Annotated in this window: 16 protein-coding genes; 15 read left to right on the forward strand and 1 reads right to left on the reverse strand. The window is 48.2% G+C overall.

What is annotated here, in order from left to right:
- Window positions 1-252: 252 nt before the first annotated feature.
- Complete coding sequence (locus B1728_RS07140) at window positions 253-540, reverse strand: hypothetical protein (protein ID WP_079909482.1); 288 nt, start codon at window positions 538-540, stop codon at window positions 253-255.
- A 290-nt stretch (window positions 541-830) separates the two neighbouring features.
- Here B1728_RS07140 and B1728_RS07145 point away from each other — a divergent pair, with 290 nt between their 5' ends.
- The 15 genes from B1728_RS07145 to B1728_RS07210 all read left to right on the forward strand — a co-directional run bounded on the left by B1728_RS07145 (window position 831) and on the right by B1728_RS07210 (window position 20,095).
- A complete protein-coding gene (locus tag B1728_RS07145; RefSeq protein ID WP_079909483.1) occupies window positions 831-1,781 on the forward strand; it encodes a D-2-hydroxyacid dehydrogenase in 951 nt (316 codons plus the stop codon).
- 194 nt (window positions 1,782-1,975) lie between these two features.
- A complete protein-coding gene (gene katA / locus B1728_RS07150) occupies window positions 1,976-3,433 on the forward strand; it encodes a catalase KatA (protein ID WP_079909484.1) in 1,458 nt (485 codons plus the stop codon).
- A 129-nt stretch (window positions 3,434-3,562) separates the two neighbouring features.
- On the forward strand, window positions 3,563-4,084 hold the full coding sequence (locus tag B1728_RS07155; protein ID WP_079909485.1) for a hypothetical protein: 522 nt from the start codon (window positions 3,563-3,565) through the stop codon (window positions 4,082-4,084).
- Between the two features lie 107 nt (window positions 4,085-4,191).
- Window positions 4,192-4,368, forward strand: coding sequence for a hypothetical protein (locus B1728_RS36210; RefSeq protein ID WP_179135926.1), 177 nt, complete (start codon window positions 4,192-4,194; stop codon window positions 4,366-4,368).
- Between the two features lie 307 nt (window positions 4,369-4,675).
- Window positions 4,676-6,439 carry a methyl-accepting chemotaxis protein gene (locus B1728_RS07160; RefSeq protein WP_179135927.1) on the forward strand — a complete coding sequence of 588 codons (1,764 nt, stop codon included), beginning with the start codon at window positions 4,676-4,678 and terminating at the stop codon, window positions 6,437-6,439.
- Window positions 6,440-6,637: 198 nt separating this feature from the next.
- Window positions 6,638-7,441, forward strand: coding sequence for a hypothetical protein (locus B1728_RS35705; protein WP_144027786.1), 804 nt, complete (start codon window positions 6,638-6,640; stop codon window positions 7,439-7,441).
- Between the two features lie 189 nt (window positions 7,442-7,630).
- Window positions 7,631-10,117, forward strand: a complete 2,487-nt coding sequence (locus B1728_RS07170; RefSeq protein WP_079909488.1) for a trypsin-like peptidase domain-containing protein — start codon at window positions 7,631-7,633, stop codon at window positions 10,115-10,117.
- A gap of 118 nt (window positions 10,118-10,235) precedes the next feature.
- Window positions 10,236-11,408: a MalY/PatB family protein gene (locus tag B1728_RS07175; RefSeq protein WP_079909489.1), complete on the forward strand. Its 1,173-nt coding sequence runs from the start codon at window positions 10,236-10,238 to the stop codon at window positions 11,406-11,408.
- 211 nt (window positions 11,409-11,619) lie between these two features.
- The gene (locus B1728_RS07180; RefSeq protein WP_079909490.1) at window positions 11,620-12,978 is read left to right on the forward strand and encodes a sodium-dependent transporter; all 1,359 of its coding nucleotides are present in this window, start codon (window positions 11,620-11,622) and stop codon (window positions 12,976-12,978) included.
- Window positions 12,979-13,044: 66 nt separating this feature from the next.
- On the forward strand, window positions 13,045-13,428 hold the full coding sequence (locus B1728_RS07185; RefSeq protein ID WP_079909491.1) for a VOC family protein: 384 nt from the start codon (window positions 13,045-13,047) through the stop codon (window positions 13,426-13,428).
- Between the two features lie 177 nt (window positions 13,429-13,605).
- On the forward strand, window positions 13,606-14,913 hold the full coding sequence (locus B1728_RS07190) for an ABC transporter substrate-binding protein (protein WP_079909492.1): 1,308 nt from the start codon (window positions 13,606-13,608) through the stop codon (window positions 14,911-14,913).
- A gap of 79 nt (window positions 14,914-14,992) precedes the next feature.
- The gene (locus tag B1728_RS07195; protein WP_079909493.1) at window positions 14,993-15,958 is read left to right on the forward strand and encodes a carbohydrate ABC transporter permease; all 966 of its coding nucleotides are present in this window, start codon (window positions 14,993-14,995) and stop codon (window positions 15,956-15,958) included.
- Between the two features lie 72 nt (window positions 15,959-16,030).
- Window positions 16,031-16,852 carry a carbohydrate ABC transporter permease gene (locus B1728_RS07200; RefSeq protein ID WP_079909494.1) on the forward strand — a complete coding sequence of 274 codons (822 nt, stop codon included), beginning with the start codon at window positions 16,031-16,033 and terminating at the stop codon, window positions 16,850-16,852.
- Entirely contained in the window at window positions 16,852-17,622 is a 771-nt protein-coding gene (locus B1728_RS07205; protein WP_079909495.1) for an HAD family hydrolase, read from the forward strand. Before B1728_RS07200 ends, B1728_RS07205 begins: the two co-directional genes overlap by 1 nt.
- A gap of 157 nt (window positions 17,623-17,779) precedes the next feature.
- Window positions 17,780-20,095, forward strand: coding sequence for a hypothetical protein (locus tag B1728_RS07210; RefSeq protein ID WP_079909496.1), 2,316 nt, complete (start codon window positions 17,780-17,782; stop codon window positions 20,093-20,095).
- The last annotated feature ends 88 nt before the right edge of the window (window positions 20,096-20,183 follow it).

Here is a 20,183-nt window from a genome sequence, read left to right on the forward strand (position 1 = left end):
TTCAATCCTATGCTTAAAAAAAGGGATTCAATTGGGAAGCAAAAGAGAAAACAACGATTGTTTGTTCATCTAAACACGGAGTGTGTGGGGAAGAGCAAGGAAATGAAAAGAACAATCAAAAAAAACATTAGCCCCATCAGCTAATGTTTTTTTGACATATAAGGAAATATATTGGAGGCTCCACGCAAAGTTATGCATCCGTTTCGAAGTCACTTCTCACTTTTTGAGTCACCCAGTGCAGGTAATTCATGCTTAATTAACGTAATATGCGCCTTTTGGAAGAGCTGTTCCTTTGTCTACGACGACCAAGCCTACTCCGCCAGGAATAAAAGCAACGAGAGAATCTTTATTGGTGACATAAATGCCGGGTACATAAGTACCATTGACCTTCGTTTGCACGGTTTGTGAGATAACGATGGTTCCTGGATCGGTCGTGGAGGGCTTCTGTGTATCTGTTGGAGCTGCAGCGCCAACGGCGGCGGGAAGCATAAGCGATGCACCAATGGTAATGATGGATAATTTCGTTTTGAGCTTTTTCATCCTAATCACTCCTTATACTGGTTCTAAGTACTGTAAGAGTAGAGCAAGTGTTCCATCTGGGATTTATTACCCTTTTTACCGAATTTGAAGCATTCACAAAACATTCAAAGATCATACTTCTAAGAAAAAGTATGAGTATGGATGAGAATTATACCTTTGCGAAATGCAAATATTTTTGACCCCCGCATGGGAGTGATGGTTTCGCAAACCGCAGGGGTGTGTTAGACTTCAGTTGGACAAGGCTTACTAAGAGAAGCCATAAAAGACACGAATATGGGGAGGAACAAGGTATGAGCAAGCATCATCCAAATATTTTAGTATATCATCATGAGGCTGATACCTACGCCAATTACCTGCGTGAGCATGGGTATACATCGATACAGACTGCTTCCTCCATAGAAGAGGCTTTAAGCCATTTACAGGGTACGGAGGTCATATTAGGCTGGAAATTTCCAACCGCTTTATTAACTAGGCCCAAGGCTTCCAGCGTCCGGTGGATTCAGTCCACAGGTGCAGGAATTAATGACTTGGTGTCAGACCCGGGCGTACCGGAATCGATAACGATTACCCGAATTACAGATCAATTCGGCGGATTGATCTCTGAATACGTATTTGCCTTTTTGCTGTACATCACCAAAGGTCTTCCGAATATGCTTGAGGCTCAGAAGCGCTCGCATTGGAATCCCTTCGAAGTGGATACATTAAACAATAAAATCATCGGCGTAGCAGGGTTGGGCTCGATCGGTTCAGAAGTGGTGAGAAAAGCTCGGGCGTTTGATATGAAAGTACATGGTTTGAGCTTCAGCGGAGCGAATGCGGAGCTCGTGGACGAACATTATACGGCAGAGGAATGGCCGTTGTTTGTCAAAGATCTGGATTATTTGGTGCTCACCTTACCATTAACTCCTGCAACGCAATATGCGGTTAACAAAGATATCCTGTCTTTGATGAAGCCTGAAGCAGCGCTGGTGAATGTTGGCCGCGGACAGCTGATAGCAGAAGCCGATTTGGCAGAAGTGATGAGGGAAGGAAGGCTTCAAGCGGCTATTCTGGATGTGTTTGAACAAGAACCGCTTGATCCAGAGCATCCATTCTGGTCGCTGCCTAACGTATATGTCACTCCTCATTTGTCGGGACAAAGTCATGCGGCCGATGTAGGGAGATTTTTCTTGAACAACCTCAGGTTGTATGAACAAGGCGAGTGGCTGCAAGGCATCGTTAATCGGGAAAGAGGCTACTAAATAAACAAAAAGATAATATCCCCGTGCTCACTTGAACAGTGGACAGGGGGATTTTTCGTATGCTGCAGAGTGCGAATGAACTGTACACCTGTTGAATACATATAGATCATATAAGTAGACAACTCTCACGAGAACATCCTGAGCGATCGCTTTAATGGGTACTACTTCAAAACTATTAATGAGGTGATATAAGGATGAGCCAGGGCAAGAACAAGCTTACAACGAGCTGGGGAGCTCCGGTAGGCGACAACCAGAATTCAATTACGGCCGGATCGCGGGGACCAACCCTTATACAGGACGTTCATCTCCTGGAAAAGCTGGCGCATTTTAACCGTGAGCGGGTTCCGGAGAGGGTCGTTCATGCCAAAGGAGCTGGGGCGCACGGCTATTTTGAAGTTACGAACGATTTGACGAGATATACGAAAGCGGATTTTTTATCGGAAGTAGGGAAGAAAACACCGCTATTCGTACGTTTCTCGACCGTTGCAGGGGAGAGCGGCTCGGCAGATACGGTACGGGACCCAAGGGGATTTGCCGTCAAGTTTTATACGGATGAAGGCAATTATGACCTGGTAGGCAATAATACCCCTGTCTTTTTTATCCGCGATGCCATCAAATTTCCGGATTTCATCCATACGCAAAAGCGTCACCCGCAAACTCATCTGAAGAATCCGAATGCGATATGGGATTTCTGGTCGTTATCTCCGGAGTCACTGCACCAGGTGACCATTCTGATGTCGGACCGCGGAATCCCGGCTACCTACAGGCATATGCATGGGTTCGGCAGCCATACGTTCAAATGGGTCAATTCTCAGGGTGAGGGAGTATGGGTAAAATATCATTTTAAAACAGAACAAGGCATACAGAACTTATCGGCGGAGCTTGCGGCTCAGCTTGCAGCTGAAAACCCGGACTACCATACGGAGGATCTGTTCAATGCGATTGAAAAGGGAGATTTTCCTTCCTGGAAGCTCTGTGTTCAGATCATGCCGCTTGAGGATGCAAAGACGTACCGGTTCGATCCGTTTGATGTCACCAAAGTATGGTCGCAGAAGGATTATCCATTAATCGAGGTTGGGCGGATGGTTCTGAACCGGAACCCGGAAAATTACTTCGCAGAGGTCGAGCAGGCTACGTTTTCTCCAGGAACATTGGTGCCCGGGATCGAGGTATCGCCGGATAAAATGCTGCAAGGGCGCTTATTCGCCTACCATGACGCTCACAGATACCGCGTAGGGGCCAATCACCAGTCCTTGCCGATCAATCGTCCGCGTAACGAAGTGAATAATTATCAGCGCGACGGTCAAATGCGGTTTGATGGCAACGGCGGCGGCTCCGTCTATTATGAGCCGAACAGCTTCGGAGGACCCTCGGAGTCCAAGTCGGATAAACCGGCCGCTTTTGAGATTCATGGTGAAGCGGATAGCGTGCCTTATGATCACGATGACCACTATACCCAGGCTGGAGACTTGTATCGGCTGCTGAACGGAGAGGAGCGTTCACGGCTTGTGCAAACCATTGTCGCGGCTATGAAGCCGGTGGAAAGCGACGAGATTAAGCTAAGACAAATCGGACATTTCTTCAAAGCGGATCCGGAGTACGGACAACGTATAGCGGAAGGACTCGGCTTAAGAGTACCGGAAGCCAATTAATGAAGGCGGCAGCAGCCCTTTCCCTTGTGGAGGAACGCTGCCTTTCTTTTTATCAATGGATAGCTTACATCGCAAGTTAGTGTAAGCGTTATTACAAAGGCGGAGAATCATAATCAAAGAGGTGATATGATGAGAGCTCGCATCCTATCGGAGCAAATGATAAAAATGCGGTTTCCGCATCTTCGATATGTCCGCATTCACTCGGAGGGGAGGCATAAAGTGACGGTTTATGCGTGGAATGAAGATCTGCAGCTCCCGGATCACGATATACGTAACCTGAAGCAATACGCCTCCGAATATTTGAATCCTTACGTCTGCTTCAAGATTAAACCGTACCATTTGGTGCAGGATGACGAGGTGCCGCAGCTTCCGGAGCTGCCGGATGAGCTGCAGAAGAAGGTGCTCAGCCGGGGACTGGATCAAGCCGAAATCATGGACACAATGAACGAAATGATCCCTTTTGGACAATTGGATTACGTCGATTATGACGCAGAAACTGGAACGCTGCATTTTGAATTTCACACGGAACGACCTATCGATTCCCGGGAACAGGAGCTTGTCGGAAGCTACTTAAGCGAAATGATTCCAATCGGTACCTTGTGCGCAATCGAATATCAAATTCGTGGAGACGAGAGTAAGCCGGGTGATTGAATCCGTATGTTCGGTTATGCTTCATTCCCAAGTGCAGTTTTAAGGTTTGAAAAGAGCGGGGGAGTCATGTAAACTAATCTTGAAACTGCATGAAGGGATCTGGATGAATGAAGATGATCGTGTTCTTTGCGCTGCTCTTATTGTACCCGTTATTTCTGCATTGGGTTAAAATTAGTGACTACAGGGTCGTTCCGCTAGTCGTTCCTTATGCGCTTGGAGCATTGTCCATCACGATTATGCTGACCGGTATTGCCGATTTCATCGTCAAGAAGCTGAAGCAATAGTCTATTCCAGCTTCGTTTATATGACTTGCAACGTCCCAATATGGTTCCAATTAACTAAGACAATAGGGGTGCTTCTGCGACTTTAGCGGAAGCACTTTTTTGATATTTCTGGATTCATACATTTCGTGTCTTCCTACGAAATACCTGAATCTGCTTTGAAGCCATAGCCCCAGTTGTGTGGCTTAATTAATTTTTATAGGAAAAAATGCTCATTCCGGGAAGGGAAGAGGAAAAATTTGTCGAAAAGAAAAGAGGCATGTCGGCGCAATGTGCCGTAAAGAGTCATTTACCAAAGGGGCTAGATAAAATGAGGGGTTCGAATTGGCTTCAAAATCGCCTGGCATTGAGGATTGCCGCCGTAGTTATGGCCGCGATGATCCTGTTATCCGCCGGGTATGTTTATTTGCAGATCAGCAACGTTAAGACAGCAGCGCAAGGGGTTATTACAAGCTACGGAATCCGAATGGCGGACAGCTACGCCAAGAAGCTGGATGTCTCCCGGATTGAACCGTTCTTGAAAAATCCGCAGGAAAACGACAGCTATTGGTCTATTCGACTGGAGCTAAATGAATTTCGGGAACAAATTGGCGCATTGTACGTATACATTGTTAGGGTTGACGAAAGCCAGAGACCGCTTATCATGATTGACGGTCAACCTAGAGGCTCGGAATCGGCATCCCCTATCAATGAGGTGACGGATATTCCGGAAGAGGCGGTAAAAGCACTATTAGCAGGGGAAACAGCCAGCTCGTCTATTATAGACAACCCGCAATATGGAAAGTATATCTCTTCCTATGCTCCTATTAAAAGAGCGGACGGCACGATGATCGGGGTCCTTGGCATTGATACGGAAGCTTCGGTTACGGATTCTATAAGCCGCGATTTGATTCGTCAAAGTATTCCCTTCTACAGCCTGATGGCGGGGATACTGATCCTGATTCTTTTATTGATTACATGGGTGCTTGTGCGTTCATTAAGGCCGCTTCAGTGGATTGTAGCGGCGTCCAGGCATATCGCATCCGGAGAGCTAGCCGATGCCAACCGCTTGTTAACGGATCATCCGGTCAGGTCTTCGGATGAGGTTGGTGCGGTCTATCAAGCCATGGTTCAAATGTCCGTCAGCTTGAACACAATCATTGGCCGGATGGTATCCCGCGTTGTCCAGACATCCGAACAGCTGGTATTATCCTCTGACCGATTCACTTCCGACGCGAAGCAGGTTCTCGAGATCCATACGAGGGCTAACCGTGCGGTCAGCCAAGTAGCGGAAGGGGCACAAGCCCAGAGTTTGAGTACGGATGAAAGCAGCCGCTCTATGGAAGAAATAACGACGGCGATTCAGCGAATCTCCGAGGCGTCACTAACCGCAGCAGACGCTTCCCACAAGGTGCTCAACCATGCAGAATCCGGCAAAAAGGCGATACATCAAATGAATCTTCAAATTTATACGATTTCCGCCGCCGCAGGAGAAGCCGCACAAAGAGTGGAGGCGCTTCAAGGCTATTCCCAAGAGATTGAGAGCGCGCTAAGCGGGATTGCCGACATTGCGAATCAGACGAAACTTCTGGCACTTAACGCATCCATCGAGGCTGCAAGGGCCGGTGAGCATGGTGCCGGATTCGCCGTAGTTGCGGGTGAGATCAGGAAGCTTGCGGAGCATGCGGCAGGCTCTGCATTGAACATCGGCGTCCTGCTCCATAATGTGCAGAATGAGTCAGAGCGCATCCATGAAGCGATGAGCACAGGGGCGCAGGAAGTGCAAACGGGAACCGTTCTTTCGGAGCATGCCGAAGAGTATCTGACCGCGATCGTGGACCAATTCCGCTTTGTAGCGGATCAGATTCAGGATATCTCCGCCGCTGCGGAACAAATATCCGCGGGGTCTGAGGAAGTAGCCGCCTCGGTAATGGGCATAGCGGATATTGCCAAGGTATCGTCCGACCAGACGCGTCATATTCGCGAGCTGACGGACAGTCAGCTGAATGTGGTCCGGCAAATGGCGGATTCCGCCGTTGCTTTGAATGAAATGACCCAGGATATGAGAGAAGCTATAAAACAAATCAAAGTGTAGAAACCCATCATCAAGGCTCCATAAGACGACAACGTAATCGGCCGACAAAATGTCAATTTTCTTCTAACACGAGACTATTTTGTAGATTTATAGTAAAATAATAGTAATTTTCTTTTTTTGAAAGTGAAAAAATCGTTACAATGGTTACGAAAAAGGTGTTCGACGGTATCGTCAGACGTCAAAATGAGGTGAATTGCATTGTTACAAAAACAACAAACCAACGACAACAAAGCGAAGGGTGCACCACTTACCAAGTCCGCATTGGTAGTATCTTTATTTATGGCGACAGCTCTGGCCGGCTGCGGTCAAGAGCCTCCACAGGCACCGGTGGCATCGAACGGGCAGGTAGCCGCTACCCAGTCTCCGGCCCCGAGCCAGCAAACGGCAGATCCTGACGCTCCTCCTTACGGCGGAACGGCCCAGGACTATTGTCAGGATGATAATAACGACAATAAATGTGATGATTCAGGCGATACGTATAACAAGGATTACGCGTACACTCATGACGGAAGAACATATTATGGGCGGGAGTCCTCGATTTCTTCCGGACTACTTGCAGGCGCGATAGCGGGAGCAGTCATCGGTGCGGCTGCGGGCAGCTTGAGCAAATCGGGACAACAGCCTGTCACGAATACCCGGCCGAATACCGCAACGGATGTCAGAAACGTCCCGCCTGCCGTTACCAGCACTCCAACGGCTACTCCGGCACCGACACCTTCGACTTCCAATCGTACGGGTTCATTTACTACGTCAGGGTCGTCTGCCGCAACGAATAACACAAATAAAAGCTCTACAGCCGCTCCAAAGAGTACCGGAAGTACGTCAAGCTCAGGATCTACAAGCTCCTCGGGATCGTCAAGCTCAACGACATCCAAAAGCTCCTCCGTTTCTTCGGGCAGTACAGGAACTTCGAGCAGCAAGTCATCGAGCAGCGGCATATCGAGCGGATCATCGGCTTCCAAAGGCGGTATTGGCAGCAGCTCCAGCAGCTCTAGCAGTTAATTCAATAGCGGAATCTATAGCGTCAGCGTACTCACGATCCTATTCAGCATTCTATGCTGGTGATAGGATCGTTTTTCTTATGCGGAAGGTTAAGTCATTGCTGCTAGAATCTACTATTTTTTTCTTGCACTCTGGCAATAGAGTAGGTAAGATTTAGGGGATATGCAAACTGTTGATAGGAGAAACAGCATGAAGAAATTGAAAACATTGAGCAAGGGAGTTATGAAAGGCTCCATGGCTGTCATGGTTGCAGCTGCCGTTATGACAACACCGGTATACGCGGATTCACTGCCTAACGGGACCTCTATCCCCACCCTGGTAGAGAAAACCACATCCTCCGTTGTGGCTATCATCGGCAGACCGAGCGATGACAAAAAAATATCCCAATCGGATAGATACCAGCTTGCTCATGGGACAGGTGTCATCGTTCGAAACGACGGGTATATCTTAACCAATGCTCACGTCGTAAAGAACATGCGCAACCTGACCATTGTGACCTCAGACGGCAAATCCTACTCTGGAAAAACGACTCACTACGATGAAGAAAGTGATCTGGCGCTTGTAAAAATTGAAGCAACGGGACTTACCCCGGCTACATTTGCTTCTGCCTCGGATATCCATGTCGGCGAGTCGGTTATGGCGATCGGTACCCCGTTATCCTTTGCATTAAGGAATTCAGTCACATCAGGCATCATAAGCGGAATGGAACGTTCGGTACAATCCAAGTACCGATTGATTCAAACGGATGCGGCCATTAACCCGGGGAATAGCGGCGGCGCTCTCGTCAATATGAAGGGCGAGGTTATCGGGATCAATACCATGAAATATGTCGAGTATGGAGTGGATAGTCTTGGCTTTGCGATCCCGGTTGACACCGTGCAATATGTTTTGGATCAATTTTTTAAGTATGGCCAAGTGAAGCGTCCAACGTTACATTTGGAGCTGGCAGAAAGCTGGGAAGCGGTAGTGGGGCTCCCAACCAGCAGCGGGCTCGAGGTAACCTACGTGGAACCGGATTCGACAGCGGCGAAGGCAGGGATCAAGCAAGGGGACACACTGCTCGCCATCAATTCCGTTCAAATACATAATATGGTTGAGTATAACGAAGCACTGAAGAAATATTTGCCGGAGGATAAAGTACAGCTGAAGCTGAAATCGGGCTCCGACACGAAGACAATTGATTTTGTTCTTGGAGAAGACAAGTCCGGGAGCTCCAATTCTGTGCTTGATTCGGACGGCTCCTATATTGATGCGGATCAAGGCAAGACGATGATAGGGGACAGCCATTTCGGCTGGTCGATGAAATACCCGTCAGGTCTGGTTCAGACGAGCCAGTCGTCCACAGGGGACAAGGTGATGTTCGCGGATGCAAAAGGGCAGTATGCTGTGATGATTCGTGTTCAGGAGAAACAAAGCAAAGACCTGTCTCCTCTGGCATTACTTAAAAAGCTGGACGGACAGGCCGAAATCGATACCATATTGGAGAAACGATATGTGAATGACGGCTCCGGTACCCAGCCCTATGCTAAACTGGTCGGTGAAAATGCCAATGTCATGTATTACCAGTCGCGCGCGTTTTTAAAGGACGATAAAATTTATATGGTGACGTTAATAGTAAATACGAGTGATAACAAAAGCAGCGCGGCGCAGCGTAACAGTATTATCGATGTGCTCGATTCCTTCTCGCTCGATTACGATGCGAAGAACGGATCGTTAAAGGATATTTCGGTATATCAAGACAAACATACCGTGACGACTGAATACGGGCTGAGCTTTGATTTGCCGCAGGAATGGAATAAATCCGACTATGGCTCAGAAATGGACTACAGCAGCAAGGACGGAGAGCAGAGGATCTATGTGCGAATCAGCTCTGCTGCCTCAGGGGATACGCTGGCGGACTGGGCGGCACGGCAGGAAAAGGAGTTCAAGAACATCTACGTCGAGGAATACCGGGAGACGCAGGGGCCGAAAGAGACGACTGTTGGCGGCGTTCCTGCCTTTCAGAATACATACAGCTGGACCATGGGCGATAAATGGAAGCAAACTTACGTATATTATATTATCAAGGACAAGTATAAATACGAGCTCACCATGTCTTACCCGAAGGCATCCAACAATGAGACGCTGGAGAAGCAGATCTCCGATTGGACCGGCTCGATTCAATTCTCCAAAGAAGGCTTAAACCGGTCGTTAGGAATCATTCAGGATGAGGACGACTTGATCGATCCGGACAGGACGGTTACCTACACGAACAATAAGTATGGCTACTCCTTACAGCTGCCTGAGCTCTGGTTTGAAGGCGAGCTGGACGGAAGCTCCGATAATCCGAGCAAGTTCTTCCCGTTCACGGGCGGCAGCATGACCCTATCCGCCGACGATCGTTCGGGTCTGGATGAAGTGTTGAACCGGGTTGAGCAGGAGTATAAGAAAAATTCGGAAAATGACGCGAATTATAAATATACGGAAACCGATGAATCCTTGTTCGGCACGGATGTAAAGAAGTTTGCCGTTCAATATAAAAGCAAAAACATCCCGTATACGCTGAACGAGTACGTCTTTGAGAAAAACGGTATCGTTTACACCATTCGCCTGAGAATTAATGATGCGGTGAAGACGGACAAGCAATGGCAGCGGTTAAATGAAGTCTTGAATTCCATCCAATTTTCAGTGAAATAACGGCATTTTCATGCCGAATTTCAAGCGATTCATTGACAAATACCTCATAAAAGTACTACATTAGGTACAATTCAATCTACTATCCCGGTCATACAATATACATTTGAGGTGGTTCGTCTTGAGTTATTCATTTGATCAATTTATTAACCGTCGCAACACCCGTTCCTATAAATGGGATCAAAGCGAGAAGCTGTTCGGGGAACCCGATGTGCTTCCGTTATGGGTAGCCGACATGGATTTTCCAAGCCCTCCTGCCGTTAAGGAAGCTCTGAAGAAGCGGGCGGAGCTGGGCTTGTACGGCTATGCTGTTCGCACGGACAGCTATTTTGACAGTATTGTTCAGTGGTTTCGTGAACGTCACCAATGGGAGATTCAACCAGGCTGGATCACCGATTCGCCTAGTATCGTAACCTCTTTGAGCTTGGCCGTAGAGCTGTTCAGTGAGCCCGGGGCCCCTGTTGTTATTCAAACGCCGGTCTATTATCCATTCTACGATGTTATTGAAAGTAACGGGCGCAAAGTAGCCAAAAATCCGCTTCTTCTGCGGAATGGACATTTCGAAATGGATTACGACCATCTGGAGTCGTTGTTCAAAGACGGTGCCAAGCTGCTGCTGTTCTGTAGTCCTCACAACCCAGGCGGGCGCGTATGGGATCGGGAAGAGCTGCTTAAGCTGGGTGAGCTGTGCTTACGATACGGAGTTACCGTCATCTCGGATGAGATCCATTGCGACTTGACCTTTCCCGGCTATACGTATATTCCATTCGCTTCCTTATCGCCGGAGCTGGCCAATATTACCGTGAGCTGCCTCGCGGCAACCAAAACATTCAACCTGCCGGGTCTGCATACTTCCTACATCGTTGCTTCGAATGCGAATCTGCGCCGGAAAATCGAGCATAGACTTAAAACGCTCAGCCTGCATATGGCTCAGCATTTTGCCCAGGATGCGGTTGAAGCTGCATATCGGGAGGGAGCCGAATGGCTTGAAGAAATGATGGCGTACGTCAAAGGGAATCTCGATTATGCGATAGCTTATTTGGCCGAGCATCTTCCTCAAGTGAAGCCGCTGCGTCCGGAAGGCACTTATTTGCTATGGATGGATTGCAGGGAGCTGGGATTGGATATTAAAGGATTAAAGGACCTCATGTATCATAAGGCGAAGGTCGCATTCAACGAAGGCTCGGTATTCGGTACCGAGGGTGAAGGCTGGCTTAGAATGAATCTGGCATGCCCTAGGTCCATTCTGGAGAAAGCGCTGAAACAATTTTGTGATGCGGCTAACGCCAATTAGTGCCGGTATCGACTTCTTAGAATGAGACAAGCAGGGCTTCGTTTCATAGGGTTGCTTGAGACGGTTCATATTGAACCGTCTTTTCAACGTGCGGATCGGGCTGATCAGGGCTTAGGGGGGATTCAGGAAGCATAACCTGCGCATAATAAGGAAAACCTTACAAGCATTCTTAGACCATCATACATGAAAGACAAGAACAGGAGATTACATCATGAGCGATCATTCATCACAGAAATCTCAAATGAAAGGAACCAAAGATCGGTTTAGCACTTCAGGTTTTATTGTTGCAGCTATAGGAAGCTCTGTCGGACTTGGTAATATGTGGAAGTTTCCGTACATTACCGGTAAGCACGGCGGTGCGGCATTTTTTCTCCTGTTTATTATTTGCTTGCTGATTGTCGGTCTTCCGATTCTGCTTGCAGAAATGACCATTGGACGCGGCGGAAGAAGCAATGCATCGAGCTCTCTTTTCAATTTGAGCGGTAAAAAATATTGGGGTGCGCTTGGCTTGCTCCCTATAGTGTGCGCCTTCCTGACGATGTCGTACTATGCCGTAGTCGCAGGCTGGACCATTCATTATGCCGTTGAATCCTTTACCGGGATGCTGTATATGCCCGGAATCGATTATAAGGATAAATTTGTCAGCTTTGCAGGCGGCTCCATGCCGATTGTATGGCAGGGAATTGTTATGCTGCTGACAGGCTGGATTGTGGCCCGAGGCATTTCCGGCGGAATCGAAAAGTTCAATAAAGTTTTGATTCCCGGCTTTTTAATCATCTTGATCGTCCTGATGTTCCGTTCGGTAACGCTTCCCGGTGCCGATGCAGGGCTGAGCTTCTTCCTGAAGCCGGATTTCTCCAAGCTGGACTCGGAAGCTGCGCTGGTTGCGCTCGGACATGCTTTCTTTTCTTTGTCCATTGGTTTTGGCTGCATGCTGACTTATGGGTCTTACGTAGATAAGAAGCAATCCTTGGGTGCAGCTACACTGGCTATCGGACTCGGAGATTTGATTTATGCCTTTATCGGCGGACTGATCATCTTTCCTACGGTATTCTCCTATGGCCTTCAGCCGGGAGAAGGGGTAGGGCTGGCATTCATGGCACTGCCGGTTGCATTTTCCCAGATGCCGTTCGGCCTATTCTTCGGAGGATTATTCTTTTTACTGCTGGCTATAGCCGCGTTAACCTCGGCCGTATCGATTTTGGAAGTTCCCGTTGCTTATGTTATGCATAAATGGAAGCTTGACCGAAAGAAAGCTACCTTGTATACGTCGATTCTTTGCTTTTTGGTGGGGGTTCCTTGTGCGCTGTCGGTATCAGGCGTGTTGAACCCGTTTAAGTTCGGAGAGAAGACGATATTTGACATGGTCGACTTCACGACATCCTATATCTTGATGCCGCTTGGAGGCCTTATCATTACACTGTTTACCGGCTACGCCTGGAAACGGGCAGGGGAGGAAGCAGGGCTGACAGGGTTCTGGTACAAAGTGTGGATGTTCCTTATGCGCATTGTGAATCCGATCCTGATCCTGCTGATTTTCTTGTATTCCATCGGTATCATTTCCTTTTAATTCATGCAGTGAAACACCAAATGGTGGGCATACTTTTTACTGAATGGAAACCAATGGAGGTATAGGATGAGAATTCATCTGACTAGCGTATTTGTTGACGATCAGGAAAAGGCTCTGCAGTTTTACACCGACAAGCTTGGCTTTGTTAAGAAAGTGGATGTCCCTGCCGGGGAGTTCCGCTGGCTTACCGTGGTTTCTCCCGAAGCGCCAGATGGGGTGCAGCTGTTATTGGAGCCGAACAATAATCCGGCGGCTGAGACCTACCAGAAGGCTATATTCGCACAGGGAATTCCGGCAACATCCTTTGCCGTCGAGGATATCCACAAAGAATATGACCGGTTGAAGGGACTCGGAGTCGAATTCACGATGGAGCCGACTGCCATGGGGCCTGTCACTATCGCCTTATTAAAGGATACCTGCGGCAATCTTATTCAATTGGGACAGTTTTAAGGCAATAAAGAGTCAATTATTCTTCGCGAAATGGAAGGAGCTTGCATGCAGGCTCCTTTTTCCTATGCTTTTTTTAGATTTGTGAAATAAAATTTCAAAAAAAGGTTTACATTATGACATAAAATTTAATATAATTTTGTTAAGATTTTGTAAATATAACTAAGGGAGCATGATACAATGAAAAGAAAACCACTGGTCTTTAGTTCCATGTTGATTCTTTTAAGCACTATATTAAGTGCATGCGGCGGTGGAAGCGCTACCAAGACGACGGATACCAACCCTGCCGCGAATGGGGAAGTAACGAAGCCAAAGGGAGATCCGGTAAAGCTCGTCATGTACAGCTGGAGACCGGAGGATAAGGATGGCTACGCCAAATTTATCGCGGAGTTCGAGAAGGATAATCCGGATATCAAGGTGGAGTTCAAGCCATTCAAAGCGACGGAGTACAATACGATCCTTGCCAACTCGCTGCAGTCCGGTACAGGAGTCGATATTTTGCAGCTTCGTCCGTATGACGGTGCCAAAGCTCTAGCGGATGCCAATTATTTATCCCCGCTCGATAAGGTGAAGGGGATTGAAAATTTTGCTGACAGCTATCTGGATGCAGCCAGAGGCTCGGATAAGAAGGTCTACGGCATTCCATTAATGCTGAACAATGCAGTTATTTTTTATAACAAGAAGCTATTTGATGATAACGGCCTCCAGCCTCCGGAAACATGGGATGAATTCGTGAAAACCTGTGAAGCACTGAAAGCGAAAAATATTATCCCTATTGCCCAGGCAGGCAAAGCGGCTTATCTCTTGTCCACCACCCATACGGTAATTGGTCCAAGCGCCTATGGAGGAACCGAATTTATGCAAGCGCTTTTAAAAGGAACGACCAACTTCAAAGATCCTAAATTCCTGGATTCTATCAAGAGAATGAAGCAGCTGGAAGCTTATTTCCCCAAAGATTTTGTTGCCATAGAAGATAAGGATGCGCAAGGCTTGTTCTACACCGGCAAGGCGGCCATGTACATTAACGGCAGCCAAAGGCTGGAAACATTTGAGGCGAATAAGCTGTCGTTCCCTGTGGAATTCATACCGGGACTTGCCGCTAAAAAAGGAGAGCAGGCGCAAATCGCCACCTGGGTTGACGGCTCCTACGGGATTGCCAAGAGCTCGAAATACCAGGAGCAGGCTACCCGATTCATTGAATTTTTGGCCTCCAAGAAATTCGGCCAAATGTTCAGCGATGAGCTTACCCGCGTAAGCCCTGTGAAGGGAGTGGAGCCTAAGCATCCGCAGCTCAAAAAAATGGCCGCCTTCAGCGAGAAGAACAGCACGCCGTACCTGCTGTTGACCAGCTTCAGCCAAGGCACACCTACAACCAAGACTACATTTGAGGACTCACTGCAGGGCATGTACATCGGCAAGCTGACGCCGGAGAAGGTAGCAGAGGATACACAGGCATCCGCCGACAAATGGTTTAAGCCGCAAAAATAACGACATGCCGATGCTCAACCTGTCCCTCTGAGGGATTAACGCTGCATCGATTGCGCGTCATTTGACAAAGGAGCTAACTATGACAGGTACAAGTGTTCAACACGAGGAAAGGACCGTTCTGCAGTCGCAAGCCAAGAAGAGGAGGAGCTTCAAGAAGCATTTGGTTCATCTGTTCTTGCTACCGGCGTTGATCTTTTACGTTGGCTTTATGATCTATCCCATATTTCAAGCGCTACTGAACAGCTTTTTCTCATGGAAAGGGCTAGTGCGGGGGGAATTTATCGGTCTGGAAAATTTTGTCCGTCTGTTTACCGAATCTCCTTTCAAGGAGACCTTTATCCGCGCGCTTGGGCATAATGTGGTGTTTTTTATCGGGACGATGCTCTCTAAGCTTGTCGTTGCCTTCCTATTAGCTCTGCTAATTAACAGCAAAATACGGGGAAAAGAGTTATTCAAGACGCTGTTCTTCGTACCTAAGCTGCTCTCCGTTATTGTGGTCGGCTTTTTGTTCAGCCTGATATTGAATCCGACCTATGGGGCTCTTAATACGTTTTTGAACGCTATTGGGCTGGGGGAGCTGGCCAAACCGTGGCTTGGAGATCCCAATACAGCGCTCTATACGATTATATTAGTGAACAGCTGGTACGGATTCGGCTTTGCGATTCTCATTTTTCTTGTCGGACTTCAAGCGATCTCTCCGGAAATCTATGAGGCGGCGAGAATCGACGGAGCTTCGGGCCTTGAAATGATCTGGAAAATTACGATTCCACTCGCTATGCCCTCCATCATGATCATGACGATCCTGACCTTTATCGGTGCTTTTGAAACCTTTGAGCTGATCTTCGCTATGCAGGGATCTTCCGGGGGACCTTATTTTTCAACGGATGTGCTGGGTCTGTACTTTTATCGTTTAGCATTCGGCTCTGTGAGCGGAGGGGAATCGATAGGCTTAGGCTCCGCGCTGGCTGTGATCTTACTGCTCCTGATCTCAGGGGCAACCGCCGTCTCGATGTTCTTCTTCAAGCGCAAGGAAGTCGAGCATTAGTTCTGGTGTCGACTGTTACTCACTAACATATGCTCTCTTAAGAACGTGGTAAAACTACATCGGAGGTAACTCATGGCACTTCGACTGCAGCAAAGCGTAAAATATGGGATATTGATCTTATTCTCGTTCATTGCCATCTATCCCGTTTTTCTTATGATGACTTCGTCTTTTAAAACGAAGCAGGAAATAACAACCCATCCTTTGGGGCTGCCGACCAGCTTTTCATTCGAAAACTATGTGACGGTATGGGAAAAGGTGCATTTTTCCGAGTATTTCCTGAACAGCTTGTATATAACTGCCTTGTCGGTTGTGTTAGTGCTGCTCGTTTCCTCCATGGCGGCATTCTACATGGCCAGATACCAATTCCGGTGGAACGGATTCGTGCTGTTCTTCTTTATGCTAGGGCTTATGCTGCCCATGAAGCTGGCGATCTCTCCGTTATACATGATGATGCTGAAGCTGAAGCTGCTGGATACGCATACCTCGCTGATCATTGTTTATGTAGCGGGACATATTTCCTTTGCCGTGTTCGTCTTCTATGGTTTTTTCCGGACACTGCCCAAAGATTTGGATCAAAGCGCTCGGATCGACGGTTGCAACGATTTTCAGGTTTATTATAAGATTGTACTGCCGCTGATGAGACCGGCGCTGGCTACCGTCAGTATTGTGGACTCAATCGGCATATGGAACGACTTTTTCTACCCTCTGATCTTTATTAAAAGCACGGAGCTTGGGACGATCCCGCTCGGAATGCTTACCTTGTTCGGTGAATACGATACGGATTGGAACTTGCTGTTCTGCGGCTTGACTCTGTCCTCACTGCCGTTAATCGTGGCATTCTTGTTTGCTTCCAGACAATTCATTGAGGGAATGACGCAAGGAGCGGTGAAATAATGAAAAAATGGATTACATTCGACCTGGACGGGACGCTGATGCAGAATCCGTTCGGCAAATGGGTTTTCCCTGTGATCGAAGAGCTGATCTCCAATGCCTTAGACAAACCTTTCAAGTCAACGGAAGCGCTAGTACGCGAGCATGAGCTGCGCATGCAGCAGAACCGCACGGTGGAAGCCTATGATTGGGACGATATGGTAAGGCAGCTGCTGAATGGGCTGGGGCTCAACCTGGAGATTAACGTAGAGCAGCTGGTTCATGAGCATTCGGTAGAGCCCAAAATCTATTTGCTCGAGCAAGATTCCATCGCAGTATTAAGGCAGCTGAAAGAGAAGGGATATTCGCTGGCAACGGTCACGAACGGCTTCTACAAATATCAATATCCGGTCATGCGGCAGCTAGGACTAAGCGATTGGTTCGATGCGATAATTACGCCGGAGAAAGCCGGATGCGGTAAACTGGATGTGAATATCATGCGCGAGCTTCAGCAAGACGGACAGATTGCGGCCCATGTCGGCGACCGGTTGGATCACGATGTTTATTTATCTAATAAGTCCGGGATTCCATCCGTGCTGATCTACCATAAGCTGCCGGATGAGCTGAAGGCATACCGTCCCGGCGAAAGGGCAGGCCAGGCGGCTTTTCTGGAAATCTGTAAGAAGAAGCTGAACGCGGAGCATCCGGAAGCGGTTACGAACCCGTATCCGGCCGAATATATTCCTTCCTATGTTCTGTACCGGCTGGAAGAACTATTGGAATGTGTTGGATAGCATCAAGGAAAGACTCCTAATAAGATGTAGAGCAAGGCTGCCATCGGTGATGGCGGTCTTTTTCTGCATCCGAAACTTTCGGCGTATAGATAGCGTCTAAAATGAGGTAAGGAGAGGGAAAACCTACGTTTTTTTACAAGAAAGGATGAATGACACCATGTGGAGGAAGCTCTTATTATCAGCGGCTGTCAGTGTGCCTGTAGCATGGGCTGGAGCAAGTTTAGCCGCCGCGGCGCCAACTATTCTTACAGAGAAGCCGGAGACTCATCATGTACCAGCGACTCTGACCTTGCTCGAACAGACGCCCTTTTATACGGAACCGGATACGATTGTCCATCCACCTGATGGTGTGCTTACCCCTCAGACAGTGGAGGTCATTGAAGGAGAGCCTGGCTGGGTTACGAATGCCAATTGGTTCAAAATCAACACCTGGCTGGGCGAACGATGGATTTATACATATCCGGGCCTCATTGACGTCAAGCCTCCGGAAACCGTAACGCTGCTGCAGGATACACCTATATACGCCGAGCCCGATGAAAGCGGCCCCCCAACTGCCGTTCTGTCTCCACAGGAAGTCAAAGTCACGGGTGCAGAAAAGCAATGGTTTCTGAGGAAGTCGTACCCGGAGCCATCCAAGCAATGGTTAAAAATCCAAACGAGCTGGGCCGGCGAGCAATGGATTCATTTGCCGCTCGAACAAGTCGGTTCGATTCAGACGATAGACCGGTATACGTATCATATGGCTTCTCCTTTATACAGTTCCCCCATCATCAATCCGGCCGTCTATCCCGATATGGCAGGGAACGGCATCGTCCATGAAACCGGAGAGTTCGTTACACCTGCGGGCACTTCATACCGCATAGAAACAGAATCGGGCCCAAAATGGACATTAAACAAGGGAAGAACGGTCCTTACAAAGACGGAGCCCGTGCAGCTTAAGGTACCGACACCGTTGTTCGACATCCCTTGGCCCTATCAGGAGAAAGAGCCTAAGCTGCTGCAGCCGCAAACCATAACCTCTCTTGGCAAAATTGAACCCGAAGCGGGATTCGGCAATCCGCGGGAAGGTACATGGTATCATGTCCGCATTGGGAACGAGGAAGGATGGATCAACAAAACCTATGCCGACCCCGAGGATGCCAAGGCAACGGAGGATTCTGTAAAGCTCGGTTCGGACATGACGCGGCTGTACCGTTATCCGGGGAGCTACGTTTCCTTGAATTCAACCGTCATTGCTCCGCAGGTCGTTCCGGCGCTAGCCTATTGGGATGATCCGGAGTCCCATCAGAGGTGGTATCAGATCGATTCCTTTATGGGAAAAGGATGGTTCCCGATAGATCCCCGCATGGATCGAATTCTTGTGAAAGGACATGAGCATGACTTGCAGGTTGCCAGACAGCAGGGCTACTATGCCCAGGTCGGTATCAAGGACCAGCAGCTCTATGAAGGGGATCAGAAGGTCGGGTATGCGGAGAATAATCAATACTACTTCAGCTTGAAATACTTGGCATCTAGGCTTAGCTATCGGATCGAGGGACCGACTCAAGACGGGACTGTGACTATGAGAGATTGGCATGGCTATTCCTTCGAGGTCCGTTCCGGAGAAATGACTGCGGTAACGTCTTGGAATGACGGAAGCCGGAGAACCATAAATTTACTGTCTCCCGTACAAAAGATGAATGGAGAACTGTATCTAAGCGAGCGGGACATGAGTATGATGCTGGGGGCTACTGCTGTTCATGAGCAGCAAGGACGTTATATCCAGCTAAGCAAAATGGATTATGATGTGATAGAGCCGGTGCTTCCAGAAACCATCGATGGGGATATGCTCCAAATGTCTGCATACCTGTACGATACCAACCTGTCCGGCCCTAACGTAACGGTGCCTTACAGCGGATACTACATCTATGATACGGGTCAGGAAGAAAATTTTGATGGGGCTGGTGCTTCATCGAATGGAAAGGACCCGGTTCCAATATCATATGATTCCGCCGTGTTTGAATATGGAAATGCAAGAAAGGTTAAGCCTGGGCCTAATCGGCTAACTGCAGTTTTCAAAATAGGTCAACGGATTGTTTGGCAGCGTGAATGGGAGCCTGCGGCGAATTATGAAAAAGCAAAGCTTAACGTATCGCATCCCCCTAATGACCCCATGTTTCAATACAGCGATATTGAATTGGAGCAGCCCCAGCAAGGATTCATAGAAACCGGGAATAAGGCGATCCACACGCAAGGGATAGTGAAACGGGCATTAGGAGACGGATTGACGATCAAGGCGGAATATTGGGACGGAAAGGCTTTCGTGAGCGATGGGGAAACGGAAGCGCCTTTTGAACAAGGACGGTTCAGTCAGGACCTGACCTTGCAGCATGGCGAGGGATTGTATCGCATCTCCCTGTTATCTGCATTTCATGTTGTGCATAGTAGCACGAAGGGCCCGATTGCCAGTTGGTATGTCCGATATAAGCCGTAACCGAACCGAATGAATAACTTGAAAAAACGAAAAGCTTCGAAAGGGCTTTTCGTTTTTTTAACATAATAGAAGTTTCAGATTCCCGTCA

Source organism: Paenibacillus sp. 32352 (assembly GCF_002042965.1).
GTDB classification, from domain to species: Bacteria; Bacillota; Bacilli; order Paenibacillales; family NBRC-103111; genus Paenibacillus_S; species Paenibacillus_S vulneris.